The sequence below is a fragment of the Agrobacterium sp. OT33 genome (assembly GCF_017313365.1).
In the GTDB taxonomy this organism is placed as follows: Bacteria; Pseudomonadota; Alphaproteobacteria; order Rhizobiales; family Rhizobiaceae; genus Agrobacterium; species Agrobacterium rhizogenes_A.
On sequence record NZ_JAFLMZ010000001.1, the window covers coordinates 504286 to 526375 of the forward strand.

At 60.0% G+C, this 22090-nt stretch carries 22 protein-coding genes; 5 read left to right on the forward strand and 17 right to left on the reverse strand.

Going from position 1 to position 22090, the window contains the following annotated elements:
* Positions 1–71: 71 nt before the first annotated feature.
* Positions 72–2405: a methyl-accepting chemotaxis protein gene (locus JZX88_RS02470; protein WP_206912426.1), complete on the reverse strand. Its 2334-nt coding sequence runs from the start codon at positions 2403–2405 to the stop codon at positions 72–74.
* Positions 2406–2569: 164 nt separating this feature from the next.
* Complete coding sequence (locus JZX88_RS02475; RefSeq protein ID WP_371741056.1) at positions 2570–3436, reverse strand: LOG family protein; 867 nt, start codon at positions 3434–3436, stop codon at positions 2570–2572.
* 137 nt (positions 3437–3573) lie between these two features.
* Between JZX88_RS02475 and dapD the strand changes: the two genes are divergently transcribed.
* From dapD to JZX88_RS02490, 3 genes are read left to right on the forward strand one after another with little or no spacing between them, the layout of a single operon-like run.
* Positions 3574–4428 carry a 2,3,4,5-tetrahydropyridine-2,6-dicarboxylate N-succinyltransferase gene (gene dapD / locus JZX88_RS02480; RefSeq protein ID WP_065114735.1) on the forward strand — a complete coding sequence of 285 codons (855 nt, stop codon included), beginning with the start codon at positions 3574–3576 and terminating at the stop codon, positions 4426–4428.
* Positions 4429–4448: 20 nt separating this feature from the next.
* The gene (gene dapE / locus JZX88_RS02485) at positions 4449–5645 is read left to right on the forward strand and encodes a succinyl-diaminopimelate desuccinylase (RefSeq protein WP_206912612.1); all 1197 of its coding nucleotides are present in this window, start codon (positions 4449–4451) and stop codon (positions 5643–5645) included.
* Positions 5629–6225, forward strand: a complete 597-nt coding sequence (locus JZX88_RS02490; RefSeq protein ID WP_110755631.1) for a hypothetical protein — start codon at positions 5629–5631, stop codon at positions 6223–6225. Before dapE ends, JZX88_RS02490 begins: the two co-directional genes overlap by 17 nt.
* A 15-nt stretch (positions 6226–6240) precedes the next feature.
* On the opposite strand, the gene arsC is transcribed toward JZX88_RS02490, so the two are convergent.
* The 4 genes from arsC to def are packed head-to-tail and all read right to left on the reverse strand — an operon-like array spanning position 6241 to position 8927.
* On the reverse strand, positions 6241–6648 hold the full coding sequence (arsC, locus tag JZX88_RS02495; RefSeq protein WP_065114732.1) for an arsenate reductase (glutaredoxin): 408 nt from the start codon (positions 6646–6648) through the stop codon (positions 6241–6243).
* Positions 6626–7432 (reverse strand): tRNA pseudouridine(38-40) synthase TruA, encoded by an 807-nt coding sequence (gene truA / locus JZX88_RS02500; RefSeq protein ID WP_206912428.1) that lies wholly within the window; start codon positions 7430–7432, stop codon positions 6626–6628. Before truA ends, arsC begins: the two co-directional genes overlap by 23 nt.
* Positions 7432–8367, reverse strand: a complete 936-nt coding sequence (fmt, locus tag JZX88_RS02505) for a methionyl-tRNA formyltransferase (RefSeq protein WP_110755635.1) — start codon at positions 8365–8367, stop codon at positions 7432–7434. Before fmt ends, truA begins: the two co-directional genes overlap by 1 nt.
* Positions 8368–8414: 47 nt before the next feature.
* Positions 8415–8927, reverse strand: coding sequence for a peptide deformylase (gene def, locus JZX88_RS02510; protein ID WP_065114729.1), 513 nt, complete (start codon positions 8925–8927; stop codon positions 8415–8417).
* A 149-nt stretch (positions 8928–9076) separates the two neighbouring features.
* Between def and JZX88_RS02515 the strand changes: the two genes are divergently transcribed.
* Complete coding sequence (locus tag JZX88_RS02515; RefSeq protein ID WP_206912430.1) at positions 9077–10270, forward strand: DNA recombination protein RmuC; 1194 nt, start codon at positions 9077–9079, stop codon at positions 10268–10270.
* Positions 10271–10323: 53 nt separating this feature from the next.
* Complete coding sequence (locus JZX88_RS02520; RefSeq protein WP_206912432.1) at positions 10324–11223, forward strand: ribokinase; 900 nt, start codon at positions 10324–10326, stop codon at positions 11221–11223.
* 21 nt (positions 11224–11244) lie between these two features.
* Here JZX88_RS02520 and trmB read toward each other — a convergent pair whose 3' ends face one another.
* The 11 genes from trmB to JZX88_RS02575 all read right to left on the reverse strand — a co-directional run bounded on the left by trmB (position 11245) and on the right by JZX88_RS02575 (position 22081).
* Complete coding sequence (gene trmB, locus JZX88_RS02525; RefSeq protein WP_206912433.1) at positions 11245–11943, reverse strand: tRNA (guanosine(46)-N7)-methyltransferase TrmB; 699 nt, start codon at positions 11941–11943, stop codon at positions 11245–11247.
* A 173-nt stretch (positions 11944–12116) separates the two neighbouring features.
* The gene (metK, locus tag JZX88_RS02530) at positions 12117–13379 is read right to left on the reverse strand and encodes a methionine adenosyltransferase (protein WP_065114726.1); all 1263 of its coding nucleotides are present in this window, start codon (positions 13377–13379) and stop codon (positions 12117–12119) included.
* Positions 13380–13569: 190 nt separating this feature from the next.
* A complete protein-coding gene (locus JZX88_RS02535) occupies positions 13570–13989 on the reverse strand; it encodes a helix-turn-helix domain-containing protein (RefSeq protein ID WP_065116110.1) in 420 nt (139 codons plus the stop codon).
* A gap of 133 nt (positions 13990–14122) precedes the next feature.
* Positions 14123–15712 carry an apolipoprotein N-acyltransferase gene (lnt, locus tag JZX88_RS02540; RefSeq protein ID WP_174028791.1) on the reverse strand — a complete coding sequence of 530 codons (1590 nt, stop codon included), beginning with the start codon at positions 15710–15712 and terminating at the stop codon, positions 14123–14125.
* A 221-nt stretch (positions 15713–15933) separates the two neighbouring features.
* Positions 15934–17079 carry a hemolysin family protein gene (locus tag JZX88_RS02545; protein WP_065114724.1) on the reverse strand — a complete coding sequence of 382 codons (1146 nt, stop codon included), beginning with the start codon at positions 17077–17079 and terminating at the stop codon, positions 15934–15936.
* 15 nt (positions 17080–17094) lie between these two features.
* Entirely contained in the window at positions 17095–17601 is a 507-nt protein-coding gene (ybeY, locus tag JZX88_RS02550) for an rRNA maturation RNase YbeY (RefSeq protein WP_206912435.1), read from the reverse strand.
* Positions 17602–17611: 10 nt separating this feature from the next.
* Complete coding sequence (locus JZX88_RS02555) at positions 17612–18667, reverse strand: PhoH family protein (RefSeq protein WP_065114722.1); 1056 nt, start codon at positions 18665–18667, stop codon at positions 17612–17614.
* 40 nt (positions 18668–18707) lie between these two features.
* On the reverse strand, positions 18708–20111 hold the full coding sequence (gene miaB / locus JZX88_RS02560) for a tRNA (N6-isopentenyl adenosine(37)-C2)-methylthiotransferase MiaB (protein ID WP_065114721.1): 1404 nt from the start codon (positions 20109–20111) through the stop codon (positions 18708–18710).
* A 151-nt stretch (positions 20112–20262) separates the two neighbouring features.
* On the reverse strand, positions 20263–21057 hold the full coding sequence (locus JZX88_RS02565; RefSeq protein WP_065114720.1) for a 1-acyl-sn-glycerol-3-phosphate acyltransferase: 795 nt from the start codon (positions 21055–21057) through the stop codon (positions 20263–20265).
* A 30-nt stretch (positions 21058–21087) separates the two neighbouring features.
* The gene (locus tag JZX88_RS02570) at positions 21088–21516 is read right to left on the reverse strand and encodes a Fur family transcriptional regulator (RefSeq protein WP_065114719.1); all 429 of its coding nucleotides are present in this window, start codon (positions 21514–21516) and stop codon (positions 21088–21090) included.
* Positions 21517–21586: 70 nt separating this feature from the next.
* Positions 21587–22081, reverse strand: coding sequence for a GNAT family N-acetyltransferase (locus tag JZX88_RS02575; protein WP_065114718.1), 495 nt, complete (start codon positions 22079–22081; stop codon positions 21587–21589).
* Positions 22082–22090 lie beyond the last annotated feature (9 nt).

Here is a 22090-nt window from a genome sequence, read left to right on the forward strand (position 1 = left end):
GGAACGCGAGCATGAAAAAAAGGGCCGCTGGTATCGCCAGCGGCCCTTTTTATTTGAAGCAGGAAAACCCGTCAGAATTCCGTCCAGTCATCCTGCGCCAGTGCGTTTGCACCGCTGGTTCTTGGGCGGGGACGCGATGCCGTAGAGCGGGTCGGTGCTGCGGCCGGAGCAGAGGGTGCACGCATGGCAGCCGCCGCCGAGCGCAATTGCTGGCTGGGTTGACCACCGGACACGGCAAAACCGGCCACGAGCGATTTCAGCGTTTCGGCCTCGCCGTTCAGCGTCACGCTGGCCGCCGTGGTCTCCTCCACCATCGCCGCATTCTGCTGGGTGACCTGATCCATCTGGGTAACCGCGGAATTGATTTCCTTGAGACCTACCGCCTGTTCGCTGGCGGAAGCGGAAATCTGCCGTATCAGCTGGTTGATCTGCAAAACCTGGTCGGCGATGTTCTTCATCGTCTCGCCGGCCTTGCCGACCAGCTGGACGCCCTCGCCCACCTGCGTGGCCGAGGTGTTGATCAGTCCCTTGATTTCCTTGGCGGCGGTTGCGGACCGTTGCGCCAGTTCGCGAACCTCCTGCGCAACGACTGCAAAGCCCTTGCCGGCATCACCCGCGCGGGCCGCTTCAACACCGGCATTCAGCGCCAGAAGATTGGTCTGGAAGGCGATCTCGTCGATCACACCGATGATGCGGGAGATTTCCGCCGAGGATTGCGCAATGCCCTGCATGGAGTTGACCGCCTGCTGCACCACCTCGCCCGAGGTGCCCGCATCATCGCAGGCATGGCTGACGGCACCGGCGGCCTGCGCGGCGTTTTCCGCGCTGGAATTGACCTGCGCGGTCAGCTGGTTGAGAGCAGCTGCGGTTTCTTCCAGGCTTGCGGCCTGCTGTTCGGTGCGATGCGAAAGATCGCTGGCGGCGCGGGTGATCTCACCTGTGCCGTTGCCGATGCTGACGACCGTCGCATTGACCGTGGAAACCGTTTCCTCGAGGCTGGCGAGCGCCGAGTTGAAGTCATCGCGTAGCTTGGCATATTCGCCGGGGAACTCGTCCTCGATCCGGTAGGTCAGATTTCCCTGCGAAAGCGCATTGAGGCCTGAGCCGAGCACGCTGACGATGTGCTGCTGCATGCGGCTGTTTTCACTGCGCTCGGATTCCGACCGCTGACGCGCCGCTTCCGCATTGTCGCGCTGGGCGGCAGCGTCCGCCTCCATTTCACGAATGCCGGCAAGCTTTGCGCGGAAGCCTTCCAGTGCGGTCGCCACCGCCCCGGTTTCATCCCGCCGGTCCTGTCCGGATACCGGCACATCGTAGCGGCCATCGCTCAGCGTGCGGACATCCGCAACCAGCGAGGCGAGCGGGTTGCCGACGAAGTGGCGCACGGCGAAATAAAGCGCGGTGATGACGGCGGCGAGAATGACGATCGCACCGATGATCATCATATAGGTCTGCTCTTCCACCGGCGCGTTCAGCGCCTGATGCGGAATATCCACCAGCACGACCCAGGTGGCGTTGAGGCCGGGAACCGCGAACGGGTAGACGAGGCGGTTATAGGGCGCGTCGGTATCGAGGCCGAGATTTTCGATCAGCCCCTGCTTGCCTGAAGCGAGCGCCGCCTGAACGGTGTCTGCGCCATCTCCGTCATAGGCCTTCATGTTCTGCTCAGGCGTCGGCGGCACCAGCCACTGGCCGCCCTGTGAAACAAGCGTGACGCGGCCGGTCTCGAAAGGATGCAGCGCCTGCAGCTTCTGCGACAGCGAGGCGAGCGAAATATCGACCCCCGCCACACCGATCATCTTGCCGTCCGACATGACGGGATAGGCAAGCGAAGTCATGGTGGTGGGCACTTCCGTGCCCTGCGCGAGATAGGGCTGGGTGATGGCGCCCTTGCCCGTCTTGGCGGCAAGCGCGTACCATTCGGCGGCGTAATCGTTATCGAACGTCGAGAACTGGATGTCGCCCTTCTGCGTCTTTGACCAATAGGGAGCGAATGCGCCTGTAGCATTGGTGCCGAGATCCATCCTGTTGGCAATCTCTGTCGTCTGGCCGTCGAAAAGGCCCAGCTGTTCGCAGAACCAGCTTCCGAAAGCGAAAGCATTCTGCTCGACATTGGCCTTGAGGATGTTGACGATGCCGGGGCGATCCATCGATTTGGCCTGATGCGCGCGGCCGATGACACCGGCCATGGAACGCGCGGCGCTGCCAAGCTCACCCACATCGGCGGCGATGACGTTGGCGATGGCGCGCGCCTCGGTATTGGCCTGATCCATGGTCAGCGCGTGGACGCGCTCGCTGGTCTGGGAAATGAGGAAGGAATTGGATGCGACAAGGACCGTGGTGATGGCACAGCCGGTAACGAGGATAAGCTTGGTCGCAAGCGACTTCACTTTGAGATTGAACATTTTGGCCTCGATCAAATCGTCTGCCGGGAGGCTGACGTCAACGGATGATAAATCTCCGTCATGGAGGCCCGTCCGCATGGACAGTGCGCTGCAGCGCGACGAGGCAAAATTAGAGTATGTTTGCTAATTAAGCCCTAAAATTACTTCGTCGCGCCAAGCAGAAATCAGTGTTCGTAATAGGCCGAGATGATTTTCCATGCATCATCTGCCGTTTCGGCAAAGTGCAGCAGATCCATATCTTCCGGGGCGATCGTGCCGAAATCTGCCAGGAATTCGAAATTGACGACCGAGCGCCAGAATTTCTCGCCGAACAGAATGAGCGGAATGGGCGCCATGCGCTTGGTCTGGATAAGCGTCAGCGTCTCGAAAAGCTCATCGAGCGTACCGAAGCCGCCGGGGAAGATCACCACGGCCTTCGCGCGCATCAGGAAATGCATCTTGCGAATGGCGAAGTAGTGGAAGTTGAAGCTGAGCTCAGGCGTGACATAGGCATTCGGCGCCTGCTCATGCGGCAGAACGATATTGAGGCCGATCGACGGGCCTCCGACATCGGCAGCACCTCGATTGCCCGCCTCCATGACACCGGGACCACCACCGGTGACCACGACATATTCGAGGTGATCGGACTTCGCGGCATAATCGGTGCAAAGGCGGGCAAATTTGCGTGCCTCGTCATAATAGACGGAGGACTGCTCCAGATTGCGCTTCTGCGTCTCGTTGCGGGCCGCCCAGGCTTCGCCGCCGGGTTCGGGAATACGCGCACCGCCGAACATGACGACGGTGGATTTGATGCCGCGCTCGGTGAGCGCCATTTCCGTTTTCAGAAGTTCCAGCTGCAGCCTGACGGGGCGCAGTTCCTCACGGCAAAGAAAATCCATATCCGCATAGGCAAGCCGGTAGGACGGGGAATCCGACTGCGGTGTCTTGGGAACGACCTCGGCCTGCTGCTTGTCCGCAGAGCTGCGCTTCAAAGGGTCCCATACCCCGTCCTTGCGCCGCAATTTGCCGTTTTTCAGTCGTGTCATTTCCATGCCTTTCGTCTGGCGCGCCAAATCACCCAAATCACATTGACGCCTTTCCAACACTCCCTTAGATCAAATGGCCAAAGCCTTCCAGCGGCGCGGGACCTTCCGTGACCATGACCACACGCGACTTTAAGGAATTTTCCATGAGCCTTACGGATCTCACTTCCCTCGAAACCATCATCGAAACCGCCTTTGACAACCGCGACGGCGTGAATGTATCGACGAAGGGCGAGGTTCGCGATGCGGTGAACACATCTCTTCAACTTCTCGATAGCGGCAAGGCGCGCGTGGCCGAAAAGCAGGCCGACGGAAGCTGGAAGGTAAACCAGTGGCTGAAAAAGGCCGTTCTTCTCTCCTTCCGCCTGAACGACATGGAGATCGTCACCGGCGGACCGGGTGAATCCACCTGGTGGGACAAGGTGCCGTCGAAGTTCGAAAACTGGGGTGAGAACCAGTTCCGCGCCGCCGGTTTCCGCGCCGTGCCGAATGCCGTCGTGCGCCGCTCGGCTTACGTGGCCAAGAACGTGGTGCTGATGCCGTCTTTCGTCAATCTCGGTGCTTACGTCGATGAAGGCACGATGGTCGATACCTGGGCAACCGTTGGCTCCTGCGCGCAGATCGGCAAGAACGTGCACCTCTCTGGCGGCGTCGGCATTGGCGGCGTTCTGGAGCCGCTGCAGGCCGGCCCGACCATCATCGAGGATAATTGCTTCATCGGCGCCCGTTCGGAAGTCGTTGAAGGCTGCATCGTGCGCGAAGGCGCGGTTCTCGGCATGGGCGTGTTCATCGGCAAGTCGACCAAGATCGTTGATCGCGCCACCGGCGAAATCACCTATGGCGAAGTTCCGCCCTATTCCGTCGTCGTTGCCGGCACCATGCCGGGCAAGCCTTTCCCGAACGGCGAGCCGGGCCCAAGCCTCTATTGCGCCGTGATCGTCAAGCGCGTCGATGAAAAGACCCGTTCCAAGACCGGTATCAACGAGCTTCTGCGCGACTGATAAAAGCTGATACCATGGCCATGACCACGACCGATCCCGTTGCCAATCTCGCCGCCCTCATCCGTTGCCCGTCGGTGACGCCTGCGGAAGGCGGCGCGCTTTCCCTGCTCGACACCCTGCTTTCGCCGCTCGGCTTTGCGGTTGAAAGGATGATTGCAAGCGAGGCGGGAACGCCTGACGTGGAAAACCTCTACGCCCGGCTCGGCTCCGAGGGTCCGCATCTGATGTTTGCGGGCCATACGGATGTCGTCCCCGTGGGTGACGAGGCCGCATGGAGCCATCCACCCTTCTCGGCAGAGATTGCCGGCGGGGAAATGTACGGCCGCGGTGCGGTGGACATGAAGGGCGGCATCGCCTGTTTCGTTGCGGCCATTGCCCGCCATATCGAAAAACACGGCAAACCGCAGGGCTCCGTTTCCTTCCTGATTACCGGCGACGAGGAAGGTCCTTCGATCAACGGCACCTCCAAGCTGCTGGAATGGGCCGCCGCCAAAGGCGAGACATGGGACGCCTGCGTGGTGGGCGAGCCGACCAATCCCGACCGGCTGGGCGACATGATCAAGATCGGTCGTCGCGGATCGCTTTCCGGCCGGATCACGGTCCATGGCGTTCAGGGCCACGCCGCCTATCCGCATCTTGCCGACAACCCCATTCGCGGGCTGCTGCAGCTGACCCAGGCGCTGATGCATCCGCCCTTCGATCACGGCACGGATAATTTCCAGCCATCCAATCTGGAAGTAACAACCTTCGACACCGGCAATGCCGCGACCAATGTCATCCCCGCGCGGGCGACGGCGGCCTTCAACATTCGTTTCAACGACACATGGACAGCCGAAAGCCTGCGAGCGGAAATCATCCGCCGTCTCGATGCAGCCGCGGCCGATGGCGAGCTTCGTCCCGAACGCAGCCCGGTCAAATACGAGATCGTCTGGGCAGACCGCCCGGCGCATGTCTTTTTGACGCGGAACAATGCGCTCATCTCCTCGCTTTCTGGCGCGGTTGAGGCCGTTACCGGCAAGGAGCCGAAACTGTCGACCACCGGCGGCACCTCGGATGCCCGCTTCATCAAGGATTATTGCCCGGTGGTGGAATTCGGCCTCGTCGGACAAACGATGCATATGGTCGATGAGCGTGTGGCGGTTGCCGATCTCGAGACACTGACGCGCATCTACGAAACCTTTATCGAACGATGGTTCGCCCATGCCGACGGCAAGTGAAGTAAGGCTCTATCTGAAAGGCCTGTGGCTTCTGCTGCTCGGCGACCATACCGGCGCGCGCTATCTCGATCTGACCGAGCGCGGCATGGCACGATCCTTCTATTCCGCCCTGTGGTGCCTGCCCGCCATGCTGGTTTCCTGGCTGTGGCTGCGCGCGGCCTTCCTCGCCGGATGTCCACCGGGCACCGGAACCGGGCTGATCTTCTTTTTCCGTCTGGCGATGGTCGAGGCCATCTGCTGGATCGTGCCGCTGCTGCTGATCGGCATGCTGTTATACGCCTTCGGCGCACGGGAGAAATTCGCCCCGCTCGTCACCACCATGAACTGGCTGTCGCTGCCGTTTTCCTATGCCTATGCGGTTCTGATCCTGATCGCATTCTTCCTGCCGCCCCTGCAGGGGCTGATCGCCATTCTGTGGCTGGCGCTGCTCCTGTCGCTGGTCTTCGCCTTTTCGCGGATCGTGCGGTTCTTCATCCGTGACCAGTCGCTGCTCGTCTCCGCCATCGTCATGACGCTGCTGGTGCCGGGCATGCTTCTGTCGGAGGCGTTGCAGCGCTTTCTCGGCGTTTATCCCACCTGACCTTTGCCGAGAGTTTCAGCGGCCGGAGCGGACGATCTCGCCGTCTTCTTTCACGAATTCCCCGATATCCGGGTTCGGCAGAATTTCCAGCACCACCTCCGAGGGCCGGCAAAGCCGCACACCCCTGGGCGTTACCACGATCGGGCGGTTGAGCAGGACCGGGTGGGCTTCTATGGCGTCAAGCAACGCATCATCCGTTACGGTTTCATCCTGCAGCCCCAACGCCGCATAGGGCGTTCCCTTTTCGCGCAGCAGGGCCCTCAGCGGAACCCCGATGCGCACGGCAAGATCGCGTATCTCGTCTCGCGCAGGCGGTGTTTTCAGATATTCTATCACCACCGGTTCGACGCCGGAGGCCCTGATCATCGCAAGCGTGTTGCGCGAGGTTCCACAGGCGGGATTATGATAGATCGTCACCGTCATTGCTCATCTCCATGCGCGGGCGTCGAGGCTTGATTACGTCTGGATAATCGACCTGCATGAAATAAAGGCCATCCGGCGGTGCGACGGGGCCGCAGGCCTTGCGGTCCCGCGCTTCCAGCGCGGCTCGCACATCCTCCGGCGTCATTGTCCCTTCGCCTGCGAGTTTCAGCGTACCGGCGAAGGAGCGTATCTGGTTGTGCAGAAAGCTCTGCGCCGTCGCACGGATTTCGATGAGGTCGCCGTTGCGCGTCACATCCAGCCGGTCGAGCGTCCGGATCGGGCTGTTTGCCTGGCAATGGACCGAGCGAAAGGTGGTGAAATCATGCCGACCAACAAGCATCTGCCCGGCAGCATGCATAAGCTCATGATCCATGTCCTTCGACACCCACCATGCCCGCTTGCGTTCCAGCGCCAGCCGGGCCTTACGGCAAATGATGCGGTAGAGATAGTGACGGCGGATGGCGGAAAAGCGGGCGTCGAAATCCTCCGTCACCGCCGCCGCATCCAGAACAGAGATAGCCTCTTTTGCCATGGCCAGATGCGCGTTCAGGGCATTGCGAAGCTTGTAGGGTTCCCAGTCGCGGGAAAGATCGACATGGATGACCTGCCCCACGGCATGCACGCCGGAATCGGTGCGGCCCGCACCGCGAATGGAGACGCTCTCCCCGGTCAGTGACCGGACCGCAGCCTCCAGCGCACCCTGAACCGAGGGGCCATTATCCTGTCTCTGCCAGCCGAAGTAAGGTGTGCCGTCATATTCGACGGTCATGCGGAAGCGTGGCATCAGCCGAGCCTCGTTGTGGCGGGAACCGGCGTGCCACGCACGAAATCGGCAGCAGACATCGGTTTGCCGCCGGCCTTCTGCAGACGGGTAAGCCGCACGGCATCGCTGCCGCAGGCAATCGTCAGGGCGTCATCAAGCACCGCACCCGCTTCCCCCATGCCGCTTGCCAGTTCGGAGGCGAGAACCTTCACCCGCTCCGCCTTGCCGCCGATTTCCATTTCCAGCCATGCGCCGGGGAAAGGCGACAGGCCGCGAATATGGTTGTGCACATCCTGCGCGGGACGGGAAAAATCGATGCGGGTCTCGCCCTTGTCGATCTTCGCGGCGTAAACAACGCCCTCTTCCGCCTGCGTGACGAGAGGCAGGTCGCCGGCTTCCAGCTTGTCCATCGCCTGCCGCATCAATCGCGCGCCTGCCAGCATCAGGCCGTCGTGCAATTCGCCAGCCGTCATATTTTCGTCGATCGCGACCTTTGCGGTTAGCGCGACAGGGCCGGTATCCAGCCCCTTTTCCATTTTCATGACCATCATACCGGTCTCGGCATCACCGGCCATGATCGCCCGCTGGATGGGGGCCGCACCGCGCCAGCGTGGCAGCAGCGAGGCATGGCCGTTATAACAGCCGAGGCGCGTGCCGGAGAGGATCGCTTCCGGCAGCAACAGCCCGTAGGCGACGACAACCGCCACATCCGCATCAAATTCGCGGAACCGCTGGCGATCTTCCTCAGACTTGAAGTTCACGGGCGTCAGCACGGGAAGCCCCAGCAGTTCGGCCGCCTGATGCACCGGAGACTTTTGCAGATCGAGACCACGGCGACCGCCGGGACGCGGCGGCTGGGTATAAACGGCCACGACCTCGTGGCCCGCCTCCACCAATGCACGCAGAGTGGGAACGGAAAAATCCGGCGTGCCCATAAAAATGATGCGAAGAGCCATCGTCGCCCCCTGCCCTGTCTTCCGTTCCGTCTCCCAAAGGGGAGGGATCAGATCTTTGCGCGGGCCGCTTTCGTGAATTTCTTGATGACCATGTCGCGCTTGAGCCGCGAAATATGGTCGATGAAGAGAACGCCGTTCAGATGATCGATCTCGTGCTGCAGGCAGGTGGCGAGAAGCCCGTCCGCCTCGACCCTCTGCTGCTTGCCGTCGCGGCCGACATATTGCACCGTGAGCGACGCGGGACGCTCCACCTCGGCGTAATAATCGGGGATGGAGAGGCAGCCTTCCTCATAGGTCGAGACATCGTCCGAGACCTTGAGGATTTCCGGATTGATAAAGACGATCGGGGTCTTTTCCTCGCCTTCACGCGCAACGTCGATCACCAGCATACGGCGCGCCACGCCGATCTGAATGGCGGCGAGGCCGATGCCCGGCGCATCATACATGGTTTCCAGCATGTCGTCGGCAAGGCGCAGCACCTCAGCATCCACCTGTTCGATGGGCTTCGATTGCTGGCGCAGCACGGGATCGGGCAAAATGATAAGCGGTTTGATAGTCATGGCTTCCCATAACGTATCTCTCGCGCCGAGGAAATAAAAAACACGAGGGTGAAAACGGCCTGCGGCATCCGCCCTGCCCGACTCATTTCCGCCGCAGGAATGTTCTTGTTTTGATCTTCCGAATCACAAGAAACCTGCTAGATTTAATCATGAGCATAGATTTCTCCGTTCTCCTCGATCCAGCCCTGCGTGCCGGTTCCGTCGATATCAGTTTCGGCGCGCTGCTCGCGGCTCTGGTTTTCGGTCTGGCAACGATCTGGCTGGTTACGACGAACCGCACGAAAAAAGCGGATGCCGACGGCGAAATCTCCGATCTCCTGAAAACACAGTCCGAACTGCATGGCCGGATCGCGGCCATGGCGGAAACGCTCGGCACGCGCCAGACCGAGATGAGCCAGACGCTCAACCAGCGCCTCGACGGCATGTCGCAGCGCCTTGGCGAAACCCTGACGGAACAGACCCGGTCGACGCATGAAAATCTGAGCCGCCTGCAGGAGCGTCTTGCCGTCATCGATGCGGCACAGGGCAATATTCAGGATCTGGCGAAGGATGTGGTCGGGCTGCAGGCGATCCTGTCCAACAAGCAGACGCGCGGTGCTTTCGGACAGGCGCGCATGGAGACACTGATTGCCGACGCCCTTCCCGCCGGCGCCTTCCAGCTTCAGCCAACGCTTTCGAACGGCTACCGTCCGGATTGCATCATCAAGATGCCGAACAATGCGCCGCCGCTCGTCATCGACGCCAAGTTTCCGCTGGAGGCCTGGAACGCCATCAAGGCGGATGAGACACCGGAAACCAAACGCGCCGCCGTGCAGCAGTTTCGCCGCGATATGGAAGTGCATATTCGCGACGTGGCCGAGAAATACCTCATTCGCGGCGAGACACAGGATACGGCCTTCATCTTCGTGCCGTCCGAATCGATCTTCGCCGATATTCACCAGCATTTCGAATATCTCGTGCAACGCGCCCACCGCGCCCGCGTGGTCATCGTTTCACCATCGCTGCTGATGCTGTCGGTGCAGGTTATCCAGTCCGTACTCAAGGATCAGCGCATGCGCGAGCAGGCGCATCTCATTCAGGGCGAAGTCGCCCTGCTCATGGACGATGTGCGACGGCTGGACGACCGGACGCGCAAGCTGCAGGCCCATTTCGGGCTGGCGCAGAAGGACATCGACATGATGCTGATTTCCTCAGACAAGGTGCTGGCGCGCGGCCAAAAGATCGAGGGCCTCGATTTTTCGCCAAGCGAAAAGGAGAGCGCACCTGGGGAAATCGAGCAAACGCGACGCTTTGCGGAGAACAGGGCGGGAACGGCCAAGTTGCGGGTGGTTGACGACGAGTGATCGCCTCGGGCAAAGTCGCCGCCTTGCTTGAATTTTATACGGACATGCCCGCCATGATTACTGTTTTCGGCTCCATCAACATGGATCTCGTCGCCACCGCCAAACGCCTGCCCAAGCCCGGTGAAACCGTGACGGGAGAGACCTTCTCCACGGCCGCAGGCGGCAAGGGAGCCAACCAGGCACTGGCCGCACGGCGCGCTGGCGCCACGGTCAAGATGGCGGGGGCTGCGGGTGACGACACCTTTGCCGCACCGGCATTGACGTTGCTGCGCGACGCCGGCACCGATCTCTCATTGGTCAAAACAGCGCCCGGCCCGACGGGAACGGCGGTGATCCTTATCGGTGAAGGCGGGGAAAACATGATCTCGGTCATTCCCGCCGCCAATGGCGAAGTCTCCGCGTCCGACGCCGCAAAGGCCGTGGCGGAAATGTCGGCAGGCGACATTTTGATGCTGCAGTTCGAGATACCGGCGTCCGCCATCGAAGCGGCGCTGACGACAGCGAAGGCGAAACGCATCACCACCGTCATCAATACTGCGCCGCTGACCGGCGACGGGCCGCGCCTTGCCGGCCTTGCCGATATCGTCATCGCCAACGAAACCGAGTTCGAACTGTTGATCGGCAAGAACGGACTTTCCGCTTCCGAACGGGAAACCGAACTCAAGGCCCTGCATGACAGGACCGGCCAGACATTGATTGTCACGCTTGGTGCGGACGGCGTGATCGCCATGCGCGACGACAAGGTCTACAAGGCGTCTGGCCTCAAGATCGAGCCGGTCGATACGGTTGGCGCAGGCGATACCTTCTGCGGTTATCTTGCCGCCAGCCTCGATCAGGGAATGGATTTCGAAAAGGCGCTGAAGCGCGCTGCCGTTGCCGGCTCGCTCGCCTGCACCCGCGCGGGTGCCCAGCCCTCCATTCCGCTTGCCGCGGAAGTGGACGCGAATATCTGATATTCGCGTCGCCTGTGACTATCAGCTGCGGATGAAGGTGAGATAGGCCGAGCTGCGGCCTTCTCTTTTCGCCTTGTTCTCGTAACGCGTGCCCGGCCAGTTGGCATAGGGCGTGCGCCAGTCGTCAGCGCTTGTCGCCGTCCACTCGAAGCCGCCATGCCGGGCGCAATGCTGCAGCGTCCAGTTGACGTAAGTATCGATATCCGATGCGAAGCAGAACTTGCCACCGGGTTTCAGAACGCGGTGGAAGCGGGCAAGATTGACGTCAGAAACGAAACGGCGCTTCCAGTGCTTCTTCTTCGGCCATGGATCGGGATAGAGAAGGTCGATATGATCGATCGAGCCTTCCGGCAGCCAGTCCAGCAATTGCGTCGCATCATCATCGTAAAGACGGATATTCATCAGCTCGCCTTCGCGCACGGCAGCAAGCAGCTTGGCCATGGAATTGACGAAGGGCTCGACGCCGATGAAACCCGTTTCAGGGTTTTCGACAGCACGATGGGCAAGATGTTCGCCGCCACCGAAACCGATCTCAAGACGGATCGATTTTACATCCGCGGGAAAAAGAGCGGCAAGATTACGCGGCGGCGCGCTTTCCAGATCGATTTTCAGCAAAGGCAGCAGGTTCTCGATCGTATCGATCTGCTGATTGCGAAGAGGCTTTCCCTTGCGCCTGCCAAAAAACGCTTCCGTTGCGCGCGAGCGCCGCTCTTCCGTCATCTCATACTCTCAAGAACAAATGGATTTAACCCGCACAGAGCCGCATGTGGCGCTGTGCGGGTTACAAAAAGTGCAGACGGTATCTCTCAATCGTCGCCGAATGACAAGGGCGATATCCCCTACATGCATTTTCCGGACGTAAAACCGCTATGCGGCTCTTTCCCGGGAATGCTTCAAGCGCTCAAAGCTTCCTTGAGCGGCTTCACCAGATCGAGCTTCTCCCAGGAGAAGGAGCCGTCACGACCGGCCTTGCGGCCGAAGTGGCCATAAGACGAGGTCTTGGCGTAGATCGGCTTGTTGAGATCGAGGTGACGGCGGATACCCGAGGGCGAAAGGTCCATGACCTTGCGGATCGCGCCTTCGACCTGATCTTCGTTGACCTTGCCGGTGCCATGCAGATCGACGTAGATCGACAGCGGCTGGGCGATACCGATCGCATAGGAAATCTGGATGGTGCAACGTTCGGCAAAACCGGCAGCCACGACGTTCTTGGCAAGGTAGCGGGCGGCATAGGCGGCGGAACGGTCAACCTTCGTCGTGTCCTTGCCGGAGAATGCGCCGCCGCCATGGGGAGCAGCACCGCCATAGGTGTCGACGATGATCTTGCGGCCGGTCAGGCCGGCATCGCCATCGGGACCGCCAATGACGAACTTGCCCGTCGGGTTGATATACCACTGGCAATCGTCAGCGATCTTCAGGTCACCCAGAGCTTCGCGGATATAAGGCTCGACAACCGCGCGAACCTTCTTCGAATCCCAGCTTGCATCGAGATGCTGGGTAGACAGAACGATGGATACGGCTTCGGCGGCCTTGCCGTCGATATAACGAACCGTCACCTGGCTCTTGGCATCGGGGCCGAGTTTCGCCGCTTCGCCTTCGCCGCTCTTACGGGCGGTGGCAAGCAGCTGCAGGATACGGTGGGAATAATAGATCGGAGCCGGCATGAGGTCCGGCGTTTCCTTGCAGGCGTAACCGAACATGATGCCCTGGTCGCCGGCACCCTCGTCGCCCTGCTTGTCGGAGGCATTATCCACGCCCTGCGCGATGTCTGCGGACTGCGGGTGCAGGAGAACGTCGATCTTGGCGGTCTTCCAGTGGAAACCATCCTGCTCGTAGCCGATGTCGCGGATCGCCCGACGGGCGGCGGACTTGAACTTCGAGGGATTGATGACCGGATGGCCAGCGGCATCCTTGAGGACCTTGCCGTCCTTGTCCTTCTTCAGAAGCGTATCGGGAACCCGAACCTCACCGGCGATAATGACGCGGTTGGTCGTCGCAAGCGTTTCGCAGGCAATGCGCACGGTCCAGGGGTCTACACCCGTCTTGGCCGCTTCACGATAAATGAGGTCCACGATTTCATCGGAAATACGATCACAAACCTTGTCCGGATGACCCTCGGCCACGGACTCGCTGGTGAACAGATAATTGGCACGCATGCGGGATTCCCCTCAAAGAACGGTCTTCGAGTTTGTTAGTCATTTCGGCCATGAAAGACAAGGACACAACCACATAAATATATCTTTATGTGAGAATTCCTTTCTAATCCGGCACAAAAAAACGGCCCTTGCGGACCGTTGAGTGTCCGGCGCCCTTGCCGGAAAATTTATGGGCATCGCTCGCCAAAGCTTACTCCGCGTCTCCCTCGGCGGCGAGCGCCTTGACGAGATCAACGAGACGGCGGCGAACCTTGGGATCGGCAATCTTCACAAATGCGCGGTTCAGCTGCAGGCCCTCGGCCGAGGACAGGAAGTCAACCACGTAATTGGAGCTGGAGGCTTCCGCCATGCCGCTTGCGCCACCCGCCTGGTCGCCGGGAGCATCTTCGAAAAAAAAGGACACCGGGACATTGAGGATCGCGGAAATATTCTGCAGGCGGCTGGCGCCGACACGGTTTGTGCCCTTTTCGTATTTCTGGATTTGCTGAAAGGTAATTCCAAGGCTTTCGCCCAGCTTTTCCTGGCTCATGCCCAGCATGGTTCTGCGAAGACGAATTCGGCTTCCGACATGAATGTCGATAGGATTAGGCTTTTTCTTATTCTCGGTCATCATGCGGTCCTGACACTCGGAAAGGGTTGATATCTCGCTTCATTACTATTCGAAGAAATGAGCCGGCATTTCGACAGCGTCTAAACTTGTTTTACGACTGACGTATTCACTATGCAATTGCGGAAGTTCCCGGTCAATTCTGGCGCCGAGCAAAACTCCAGGCAGGAAATACCGCAACGATCAGCATGATGGAAAAAATCAACCAGAAATACGTCCGATGTGTGTCGTAAGTAAATGCGTCGTTTGACCCACCACTCAAAGTGGCGTCAACAATTCCCACCCGACCGTAATCGAGCCCGGCGATAATGCGGCCATAGGGGTCTATGACGGCAGAAATTCCGGTATTGGCACCCCGAATCACCGGCACGCCCGTCTCAACGGCCCGGACTCTCGCCTGCAGAAAATGCTGATAAGGGCCGGGCGTATCGCCGAACCAGCCATCATTGGTCACATTCAGAATGGCGGCCGAGCCGGCGAGCCCCGGCGTCATCTCACCCGGGAAAATGATCTCGTAACAGATGAGAGGATAGAAGGTCTTGCCCGACGGAAGCGTGAGCGGCGTACGCGAGGAAGCGGCGGAAAAGCCCCCCGGCAGGGCGATGACATTGTCGATGCCGAATTCCCGCAGGATGCCTTCAAAGGGGACATATTCGCCAAAGGGGGTCAGATGCACCTTGTCGGTCGCGCCGATGATCTCGCCCTGGCTGTCGATCGCATAGACCGAATTGTAATAACGCGGCGGGCGGCCTGCCCCCTGATCTTCCATTCTGACGGCGCCGGTGAACAGAACCTGTCCGTCTTCCAGCGTCTTTGCAATCTCGGTGAGGGCGTCGGGATTCTGCGTCAGGATGAAAGGCACGGATGTTTCCGGCCAGACAATGATGTCCGGGCGCTTCTTCCCTTCACCCGGCGGCAGGGCCGTCAGGCGCAGATGCTCACCGAAAATCTCGGCGCGGTCGGAATTCAGCATTTTGCGCGACTGGTCGATCGACGGCTGCACGATCCTGACCGTCAGGGCATCTTCCGGTGTCTCCGCCGGTGTCTGAAGGCGGTAGAGGCCGTAACCGAAATGGCCGGCCAGCAACAGGCCCGCCAGGGCAAGGCCCGGCCACATGCCTTTTTTCGTGCCGATCAGGGCCGGTGCGGCAAAGATGAAAACGGCCAGCGTGGTCACGCTGAAAAGTCCGAGCAGATGCGCGGACTGCATCATGACCGGGATGGGCATGATGCCGTAACCGATGGCATTCCAGGGGAAGCCAGTTGCGAGAAAGCTGCGCAGCCATTCCGAAAAGCCGAATGCGGCGGCAAGCGCCGCAATACGGCCGAGACCATCCGACCAGACGATATTGGCCGCAGCAACGGCAAAACCGTAAAACAGCGCCAGAAAAGCGGGCAGGCCAAGGATGGCGAGCGGCAGCGCCCAGGCGAATTCATCCGCCTCCAGCAAAAGGGCATTACCCAGCCACCACAGGCCCGCCACGAAATAACCGAGCCCGAAACACCAGCCGATGCCAAAAGCGGGCATGACGCGACTGAAGATGCCGCCGCCCGGCTTGCCGGTGCAGCCATCCACCAGCCAGACAAGCAGGGTGAAAGACAAAAACAAGGCCGCGAAAAAGCCGAATGGAGGCAAAGCCAGCGCACCGACCGCGCCTGCGGCAATCGCCATGACTGCGCGGCTTTTGCCACCGGCCAGCATTACCCTGCCTGCAAGACGCTCCATGCCATCTCCGTTTTATGCGCGTCCGGAAAAGCCCGCGGACGGCAAGGCCGCGCAACGGAATTTTCTCTCAGACCCGACGTAAAGGAAAAAAGATTCGCAGTCCACAGGAGTGGAGAAAGCCCTGATGACCGGCTGTGCTTTTCATGGACCGACCCGGCATTCAAATGGCAGGATCGCAGCCAGAGAAGCAAATCGACGGGTATTATCCCCGTCGATCCCATTCAGTCGGCATTCTGCTGGTGCGCGATGAGGCGGACATCCGGTGCCGGCAGCGCAATCACCTCGTTGGCGCCGGCATCACCCGGTGCACGGTCATCCTGCCCTTCCGAACCGTGATCACGCACGATGCGGACACCCTTGATGCGGCGTGTATCCGCATCGAGAATCTGGAATTCGAAACCAGGCACGGCCCTGACCACCTCACCCTTGGCCGGAATGCGGCCGAGCGCGAAGAAGATCAAACCGCCGAGGGTATCGATTTCTTCCAGATGTTCCCTAACGTCGAATTCAGGCCCGATTGCCTCGGCCAGTTCCGTAAGTTCGGCGCGGGCATCCGCCACGAGCACGTCGGCCGAAAGACGCGAGAACATCGCCTCATCCTTGTCGTGCTCGTCATCGATATCGCCCACGACCATCTCGACGATATCCTCGTGGCTGACGAGACCGTCGGTGCCGCCATATTCGTCGATCACCAGCGCAAGCTGGGTTCGCTGGGCCTGCATGGTCTTCAAGAGATCCGAAGCCAGCATGGAGGGCGGCGCAAACAGAATTTTACGCACCAGTCCCGCATCGGCGAGGGTCTGTTCGAGATCGACCCGCGCTAGATCGAAATTCGGCCTTGGCGAACGGGGTGCCTTCACTTCCGTATAGGCAACGCTGCGCGACCCGGCCCGGCGCTTGTTGCGGGCCTGTTTGGCGACATAGGCAAGCAGGTCGCGGATATGGATCATGCCCTTCGGATTATCCAGCGTCTCGTCATAGATCGGCATGCGGGAACGACCGGTTTCCTCAAAGAGGATCAGCGCATCGCCGATCGTCATGTTCTGGTCGAGACCGTCGATATCCACCCGCGGGATCATGATATCTTCGACCCGAACCTCCCGGAAACGCAGGATATTGTTCAGCATCGCCCGTTCTTCGGGCGAAAAGGCCGCACCGATTTCGGTGTCGTCCATCAGCGCGTCGGTCAAATCCTCGCGCAGGCGCTCGCCCTGAGACGGTTTCAGCAACCGTGCGATGCGAGACCAGATCGTCGTTCTCGGCTTTGCATTGTAGTCTTGACGTAAATGACTACTGCCCTCCTCCGAGGAGGACTGCTCACCGTTTTCTCTGCCCTCATTGGCAGGTCGTGCAGAATGTTCGTTCATGGCTCCAGACAATATTCAAAGCGGTTCCTGACCCGCGTAGGGATCAGATAGGCCAAGCAGCGCCAAAATGCGAGTCTCAAGCGACTCCATTTCTTCGGCTTCTTCCTCGTCCATGTGGTCATAACCAAACAAATGCAGGAACCCATGAACAAGCAGATGGGTCAGATGATCCTCGAAACTCTTCTCAAGTTCAAGGGCCTCGCGCTCAACCGTCTCGCGCGCGATGACGATATCGCCCAGCATGGGTCCCGGCATTCCGCCCGGTTCCAGCGGAAAAGCGGGGAAAGACAAGACATTGGTCGCCTTGTCCTTGTCGCGCCATTCAGCATTGATCTCGCGGATATTTTCATCGTCGGTGAAGACCAGTGACAGTTCCACCGGCATTTTCGGGAAGGGTTGGCCCTCTTCCCGCTTCAGAAAATCGACAGCCGCATCCAGCACTTTCGTTGCAAAGGCAAGCAGATCGTCTTCCGAGGACCAGCCTTCGGCCTCGACGCTGATTTGAATATCCAGAACTGTCATCGTCTTTACGTCAGTCGCCCTTCACGAGGCTTTCATCCGGCACCGCCGTGTGGGATTCATAAGCGCGGACGATGCGCGCAACCATCGGATGGCGAACGACGTCGACATCCTTGAAGCGCACGACGGAAACACCTTCGACATCACCGAGGATTTGCAGGGCCTCGACAAGGCCGGATTTGACGCCGCGCGGCAAATCCACCTGGCTCGGGTCGCCGGTCACGATCATGCGGCCGTTTTCGCCGAGACGCGTCAGGAACATTTTCATCTGCATCGTCGTGGTGTTCTGGGCTTCGTCCAGAATGACGGCGGCATTGGCAAGCGTGCGACCGCGCATGAAGGCCAGCGGCGCGATTTCGATGACGCCCGCCTGAATGGCGCGCTCCACCTTGTCGCCCGGCATCATGTCATAAAGCGCGTCATAGAGCGGACGCAGATAGGGATCGACCTTTTCCTTCATGTCGCCCGGAAGGAAGCCCAGACGTTCGCCCGCCTCGACGGCAGGACGCGACAGGATGATACGGTCGACCGCGCCGCGCTCCAGAAGCTGCGCCGCATGAGCGACGGCAAGATAGGTCTTGCCGGTACCGGCAGGGCCAACGCCGAAAACCAGTTCGGATTGCTCCAGTGCCCGCATATAGACGTCCTGCGTCGGCGTGCGGGCAGCGATGGTCTTCTTGCGTGTGGAAATCTGCGCCATGGAAATCTTCGCCTTGCGTTCCATCGTCGGCAAGGTCAGCTGGTCGTCCGCGGCCATGGCCATGCGGATCGCGCCTTCGACATCGGAAACCTCGGCGGTTCCGCCCTTGAGCAGCCGTTCATAAAGGAAATCCAGCGCCCGGCGAGCCTGATTGGTGGCAACGACGTCACCGGTGATGGCGACGGAATTGCCACGCGGACGCGCATCAATGTTGAGGCGCTGTTCCAGAAGCTTCAGGTTCTGATCGAACTGACCGAATAGCTCTCCCGCTATCCTGTTATTCTCGAACGTGAGGACGAAGTGATTGGCGTCGGTCGCGGCTTGGCGTGGCTGGCGCGATGAATTTGATACCAATTCGTGTGCGTTCAAGCGGTCAGGCTCCTGTCCCAATCAGTGTCGGCTCCTCACTCTAACTCTCTGCCACCTCGGCAAACAAGCTGTTTGGACCCGTTGCGGTGATTCGTACATGAACAATGTCACCGATTTTCAACGTCTTTGCATCAAGATTCACGGATTGCAGCCAGGGAGAGCGACCTATCAACTGTCCAGGCATGCGGCCGGGCTTTTCCAGCAACACATCCATGGTCTTTCCGACCAGCGATTCCGCAAATTCCTTCTGTTGCCGCAGCAACAGGGCCTGCAATCTTTCCAGCCGCTCGGCCTTCACTTCTTCCGCAACCTGATCCGTGAGATCGGCGCCCGGCGTGCCGGGCCGGGTGGAATATTTGAACGAGAAGGCCTGCGCGTATTTCACCGTCTCGACAATCGCCATCGTGTCTTCGAAATCGCGATCCGTCTCACCGGGGAAGCCGACAATAAAGTCCCCCGACATGGCGATATCAGGGCGGGCGGCGCGGATTTTTTCGATAAGCTGGATATATTCCCTGCCCGTATGGCGGCGGTTCATCGCCTTCAGAATGCCATCCGATCCCGATTGTACCGGCAGATGCAGATAGGGCATCAGGATACGCAGATCGCGGTGCGCGCCGATCAGGCGCTCGTCCATATCGCGTGGATGGCTGGTGGTGTAGCGCAGCCGCGCAAGGCCGGGTATTTCCGCCAGCCGGTAGAGCAGCTCGGCGAGGCCCCATTTATCGCCCTTCGGGCCTTCACCCTGCCAGGCATTGACGTTCTGGCCGAGAAGCGTGATTTCACGCACGCCGGCATCCACCAGCTTCATCGCCTCATCGACGATCTGGCGCACGGGGCGTGACACCTCCGAACCGCGCGTATAGGGCACGACACAGAAGGTACAGAACTTGTCGCAGCCTTCCTGCACCGTCAGAAAGGCGGTGACGCCGCGCGTGCGCAACGTCGCCTTTTCGGCGACCGGCAGATGTTCGAACTTGTCCTCGACCGCATATTCGGTCTCGATGACACGCTCACCGCCACGCACCCGCTTCAGGGCGTCCGGCAGGCGGTGGTAGGTCTGCGGGCCGATGACGACATCGACGGCGGGCGCACGGCGAAGAATTTCCTCGCCTTCCGCCTGCGCCACACAGCCGGCAACGCCGATCATGAATTCACGGCCCTGCTCTTCGCGCGATTTTTTCATGTCGCGCAGGCGGCCCAGCGCCGAATAGACCTTTTCAGCCGCCTTTTCGCGGATGTGACAGGTATTCAGCAGAACCAGATCCGCCTCGCCCATATCCTCGGTCTGAACGTAACCATCCTTCGCCAGCGCATCGCTCATGCGGACGGAATCATAGACGTTCATCTGACAGCCATAGGTCTTGATGAAGACTTTTCGACTGTTAGAGCCCTCTCGGGCAATCATGTGTGGGGCGTCGAGGCCAAGCGTTTCCTGGGTCATGGCGGCTATCTAGTGTTTTTTCCGGCCAGATTAAATAGAAAAATCCCGGAAAAGCTACGATACCAGAGCAACGGAGTCATTCCGTTGCTCTCGATTTTTGTTTACGCAGCGGATTTTCCGAAAAACGCCACACAGTTTTCGGTCCGATACGTCATTTTCGCCAGCCGCCACGCAGGCTGAAGGCCAGCATGGAGCGGATCGCACCGGCAATATCGGTGGCGAGGCGCTTGCGGTTATCCGTGCTGTGGAACGGAACGCTGTCACCGAAGGTCACGTCGACATCGATGGCGCCGGCCTTGATGATGCCGAGCAGATGCGGCACGAGCGTGATGCTGCCCGGCCAGGCGGCAATGACCCGGTGATAACGTCCCATGGCCATGCCATGCACCCGCGTATAGGCGATGGCGACCGGCTGCACGTAGACCAGCTTTCCCGGAACCTGTTCAGCGGCAGTGGAAGCCGCGCCGAACAGCGAGGATTTCACGGCCAGCATGCGATTACCGTCCGAAGTCGTCCCTTCAGGGAACAGAACGACGATCTCGCCGTCAGCCATGCGGCTGGCGATCTCGCTGACCTGTGCGCCGGTGCTGCGCTTCTGTTCGCGCTGAACGAAGATGCTTTTCTGCAGCCGGGCAAGCCAGCCGAAGACCGGCCAGTCACGCACCTCCGTCTTGGCAATGAACACCACGTCGGCAATGCTGCCCAAAACGAGGATGTCCTTCCACGAGGCGTGGTTGACCGCCAGCATCAGCGGCTTTGCCCGCTCCACCTCTCCGTGAACATGCACGCGGATACCGAGTACATGACAGGCTATCCGGTGCCAGATGCGGGGAATGCGACGGCGCAGCCGCCAGTCGAAGGCAAGGCCCAGAAGTTGCAGCGGCAGCAGGATGAGCGTCACGATCAGGAGAACGATCGCTATATAGGCTGTCCGCAGCCACATCATGATGGAAACGCCCGCTTGTTCACCAGCGTCTCAGTGTTCGCCGGGCTTCAACGGCACGCCGTAAAGTTCCAGCCGGTGATCGACGAGCTTGAAGCCGTGCTCCCGGGCGATCTTTTCCTGAAGGGCCTCGATCTCGGCCGAATGGAATTCGATGACCACGCCGTTCTTCAGGTCGATCAGATGATCGTGATGTTCCTCGGGCACGGTCTCATAACGCGAGCGGCCATCGCGAAAATCGTGACGCTCGATGATGCCCGCGTCCTCGAACAGCTTCACCGTTCTGTAGACGGTGGAAATCGAGATGCGCGGGTCCACGGCGGAGGAACGGCGGTAAAGTTCCTCGACATCTGGATGATCAGCCGATTCCTGCAGGACACGGGCAATGACGCGGCGCTGGTCCGTCATCCGCATGCCGCGTTCGGCACAAAGCTCCTCCAGCGTTTTCGAAAGGTCTATCACGTCTTCTGGCCTTTTGAGTATTCCGGTTGAATTTTGCGGCTTTCGCCGAAAAAATGCCTGTCGCAGGGAACTAGCGAAGATCGCGGCGCATGACAAGCGCCGTCGACTTCGTTCCATCCTTGGCGGTGTAATAGGCCTTGCGTTCCGCGACGGTTTTGAAGCCGAGCTTTTTATAAAGCCCGAGGGCGGAGGCGTTGCTGTTGTCCACCTCGAGAAATATGGTTTCAGCGCCGCGCATCATCGCCTCACGGGTGGCAGACTGCATCAGGCGCCAGCCGAGGCCGGTGCGCGAGAACCTGTCGGCGACAGCGATGGTGAGGATTTCCGCTTCTCCCGCCACTTCCCGCGCAAGCACGAAACCACCGAGCGGCTTGCTGAAAAATGCGTTGGTCTGACGTGCAACGGCGCCGAAAACAGATCCTTGCGTCAACAGTCCGGAGAACTCCCCGTCATTCCAGGGGCGCGGAAAACGCAGCGCGTGCAGTTCCGCCACCGCGGCGCAATCCTCATGCTGCATCGGCACGATCTCGAAATAGGGCTTCCAGCTCAGATAGTCATCAAACATGGCAAGGGT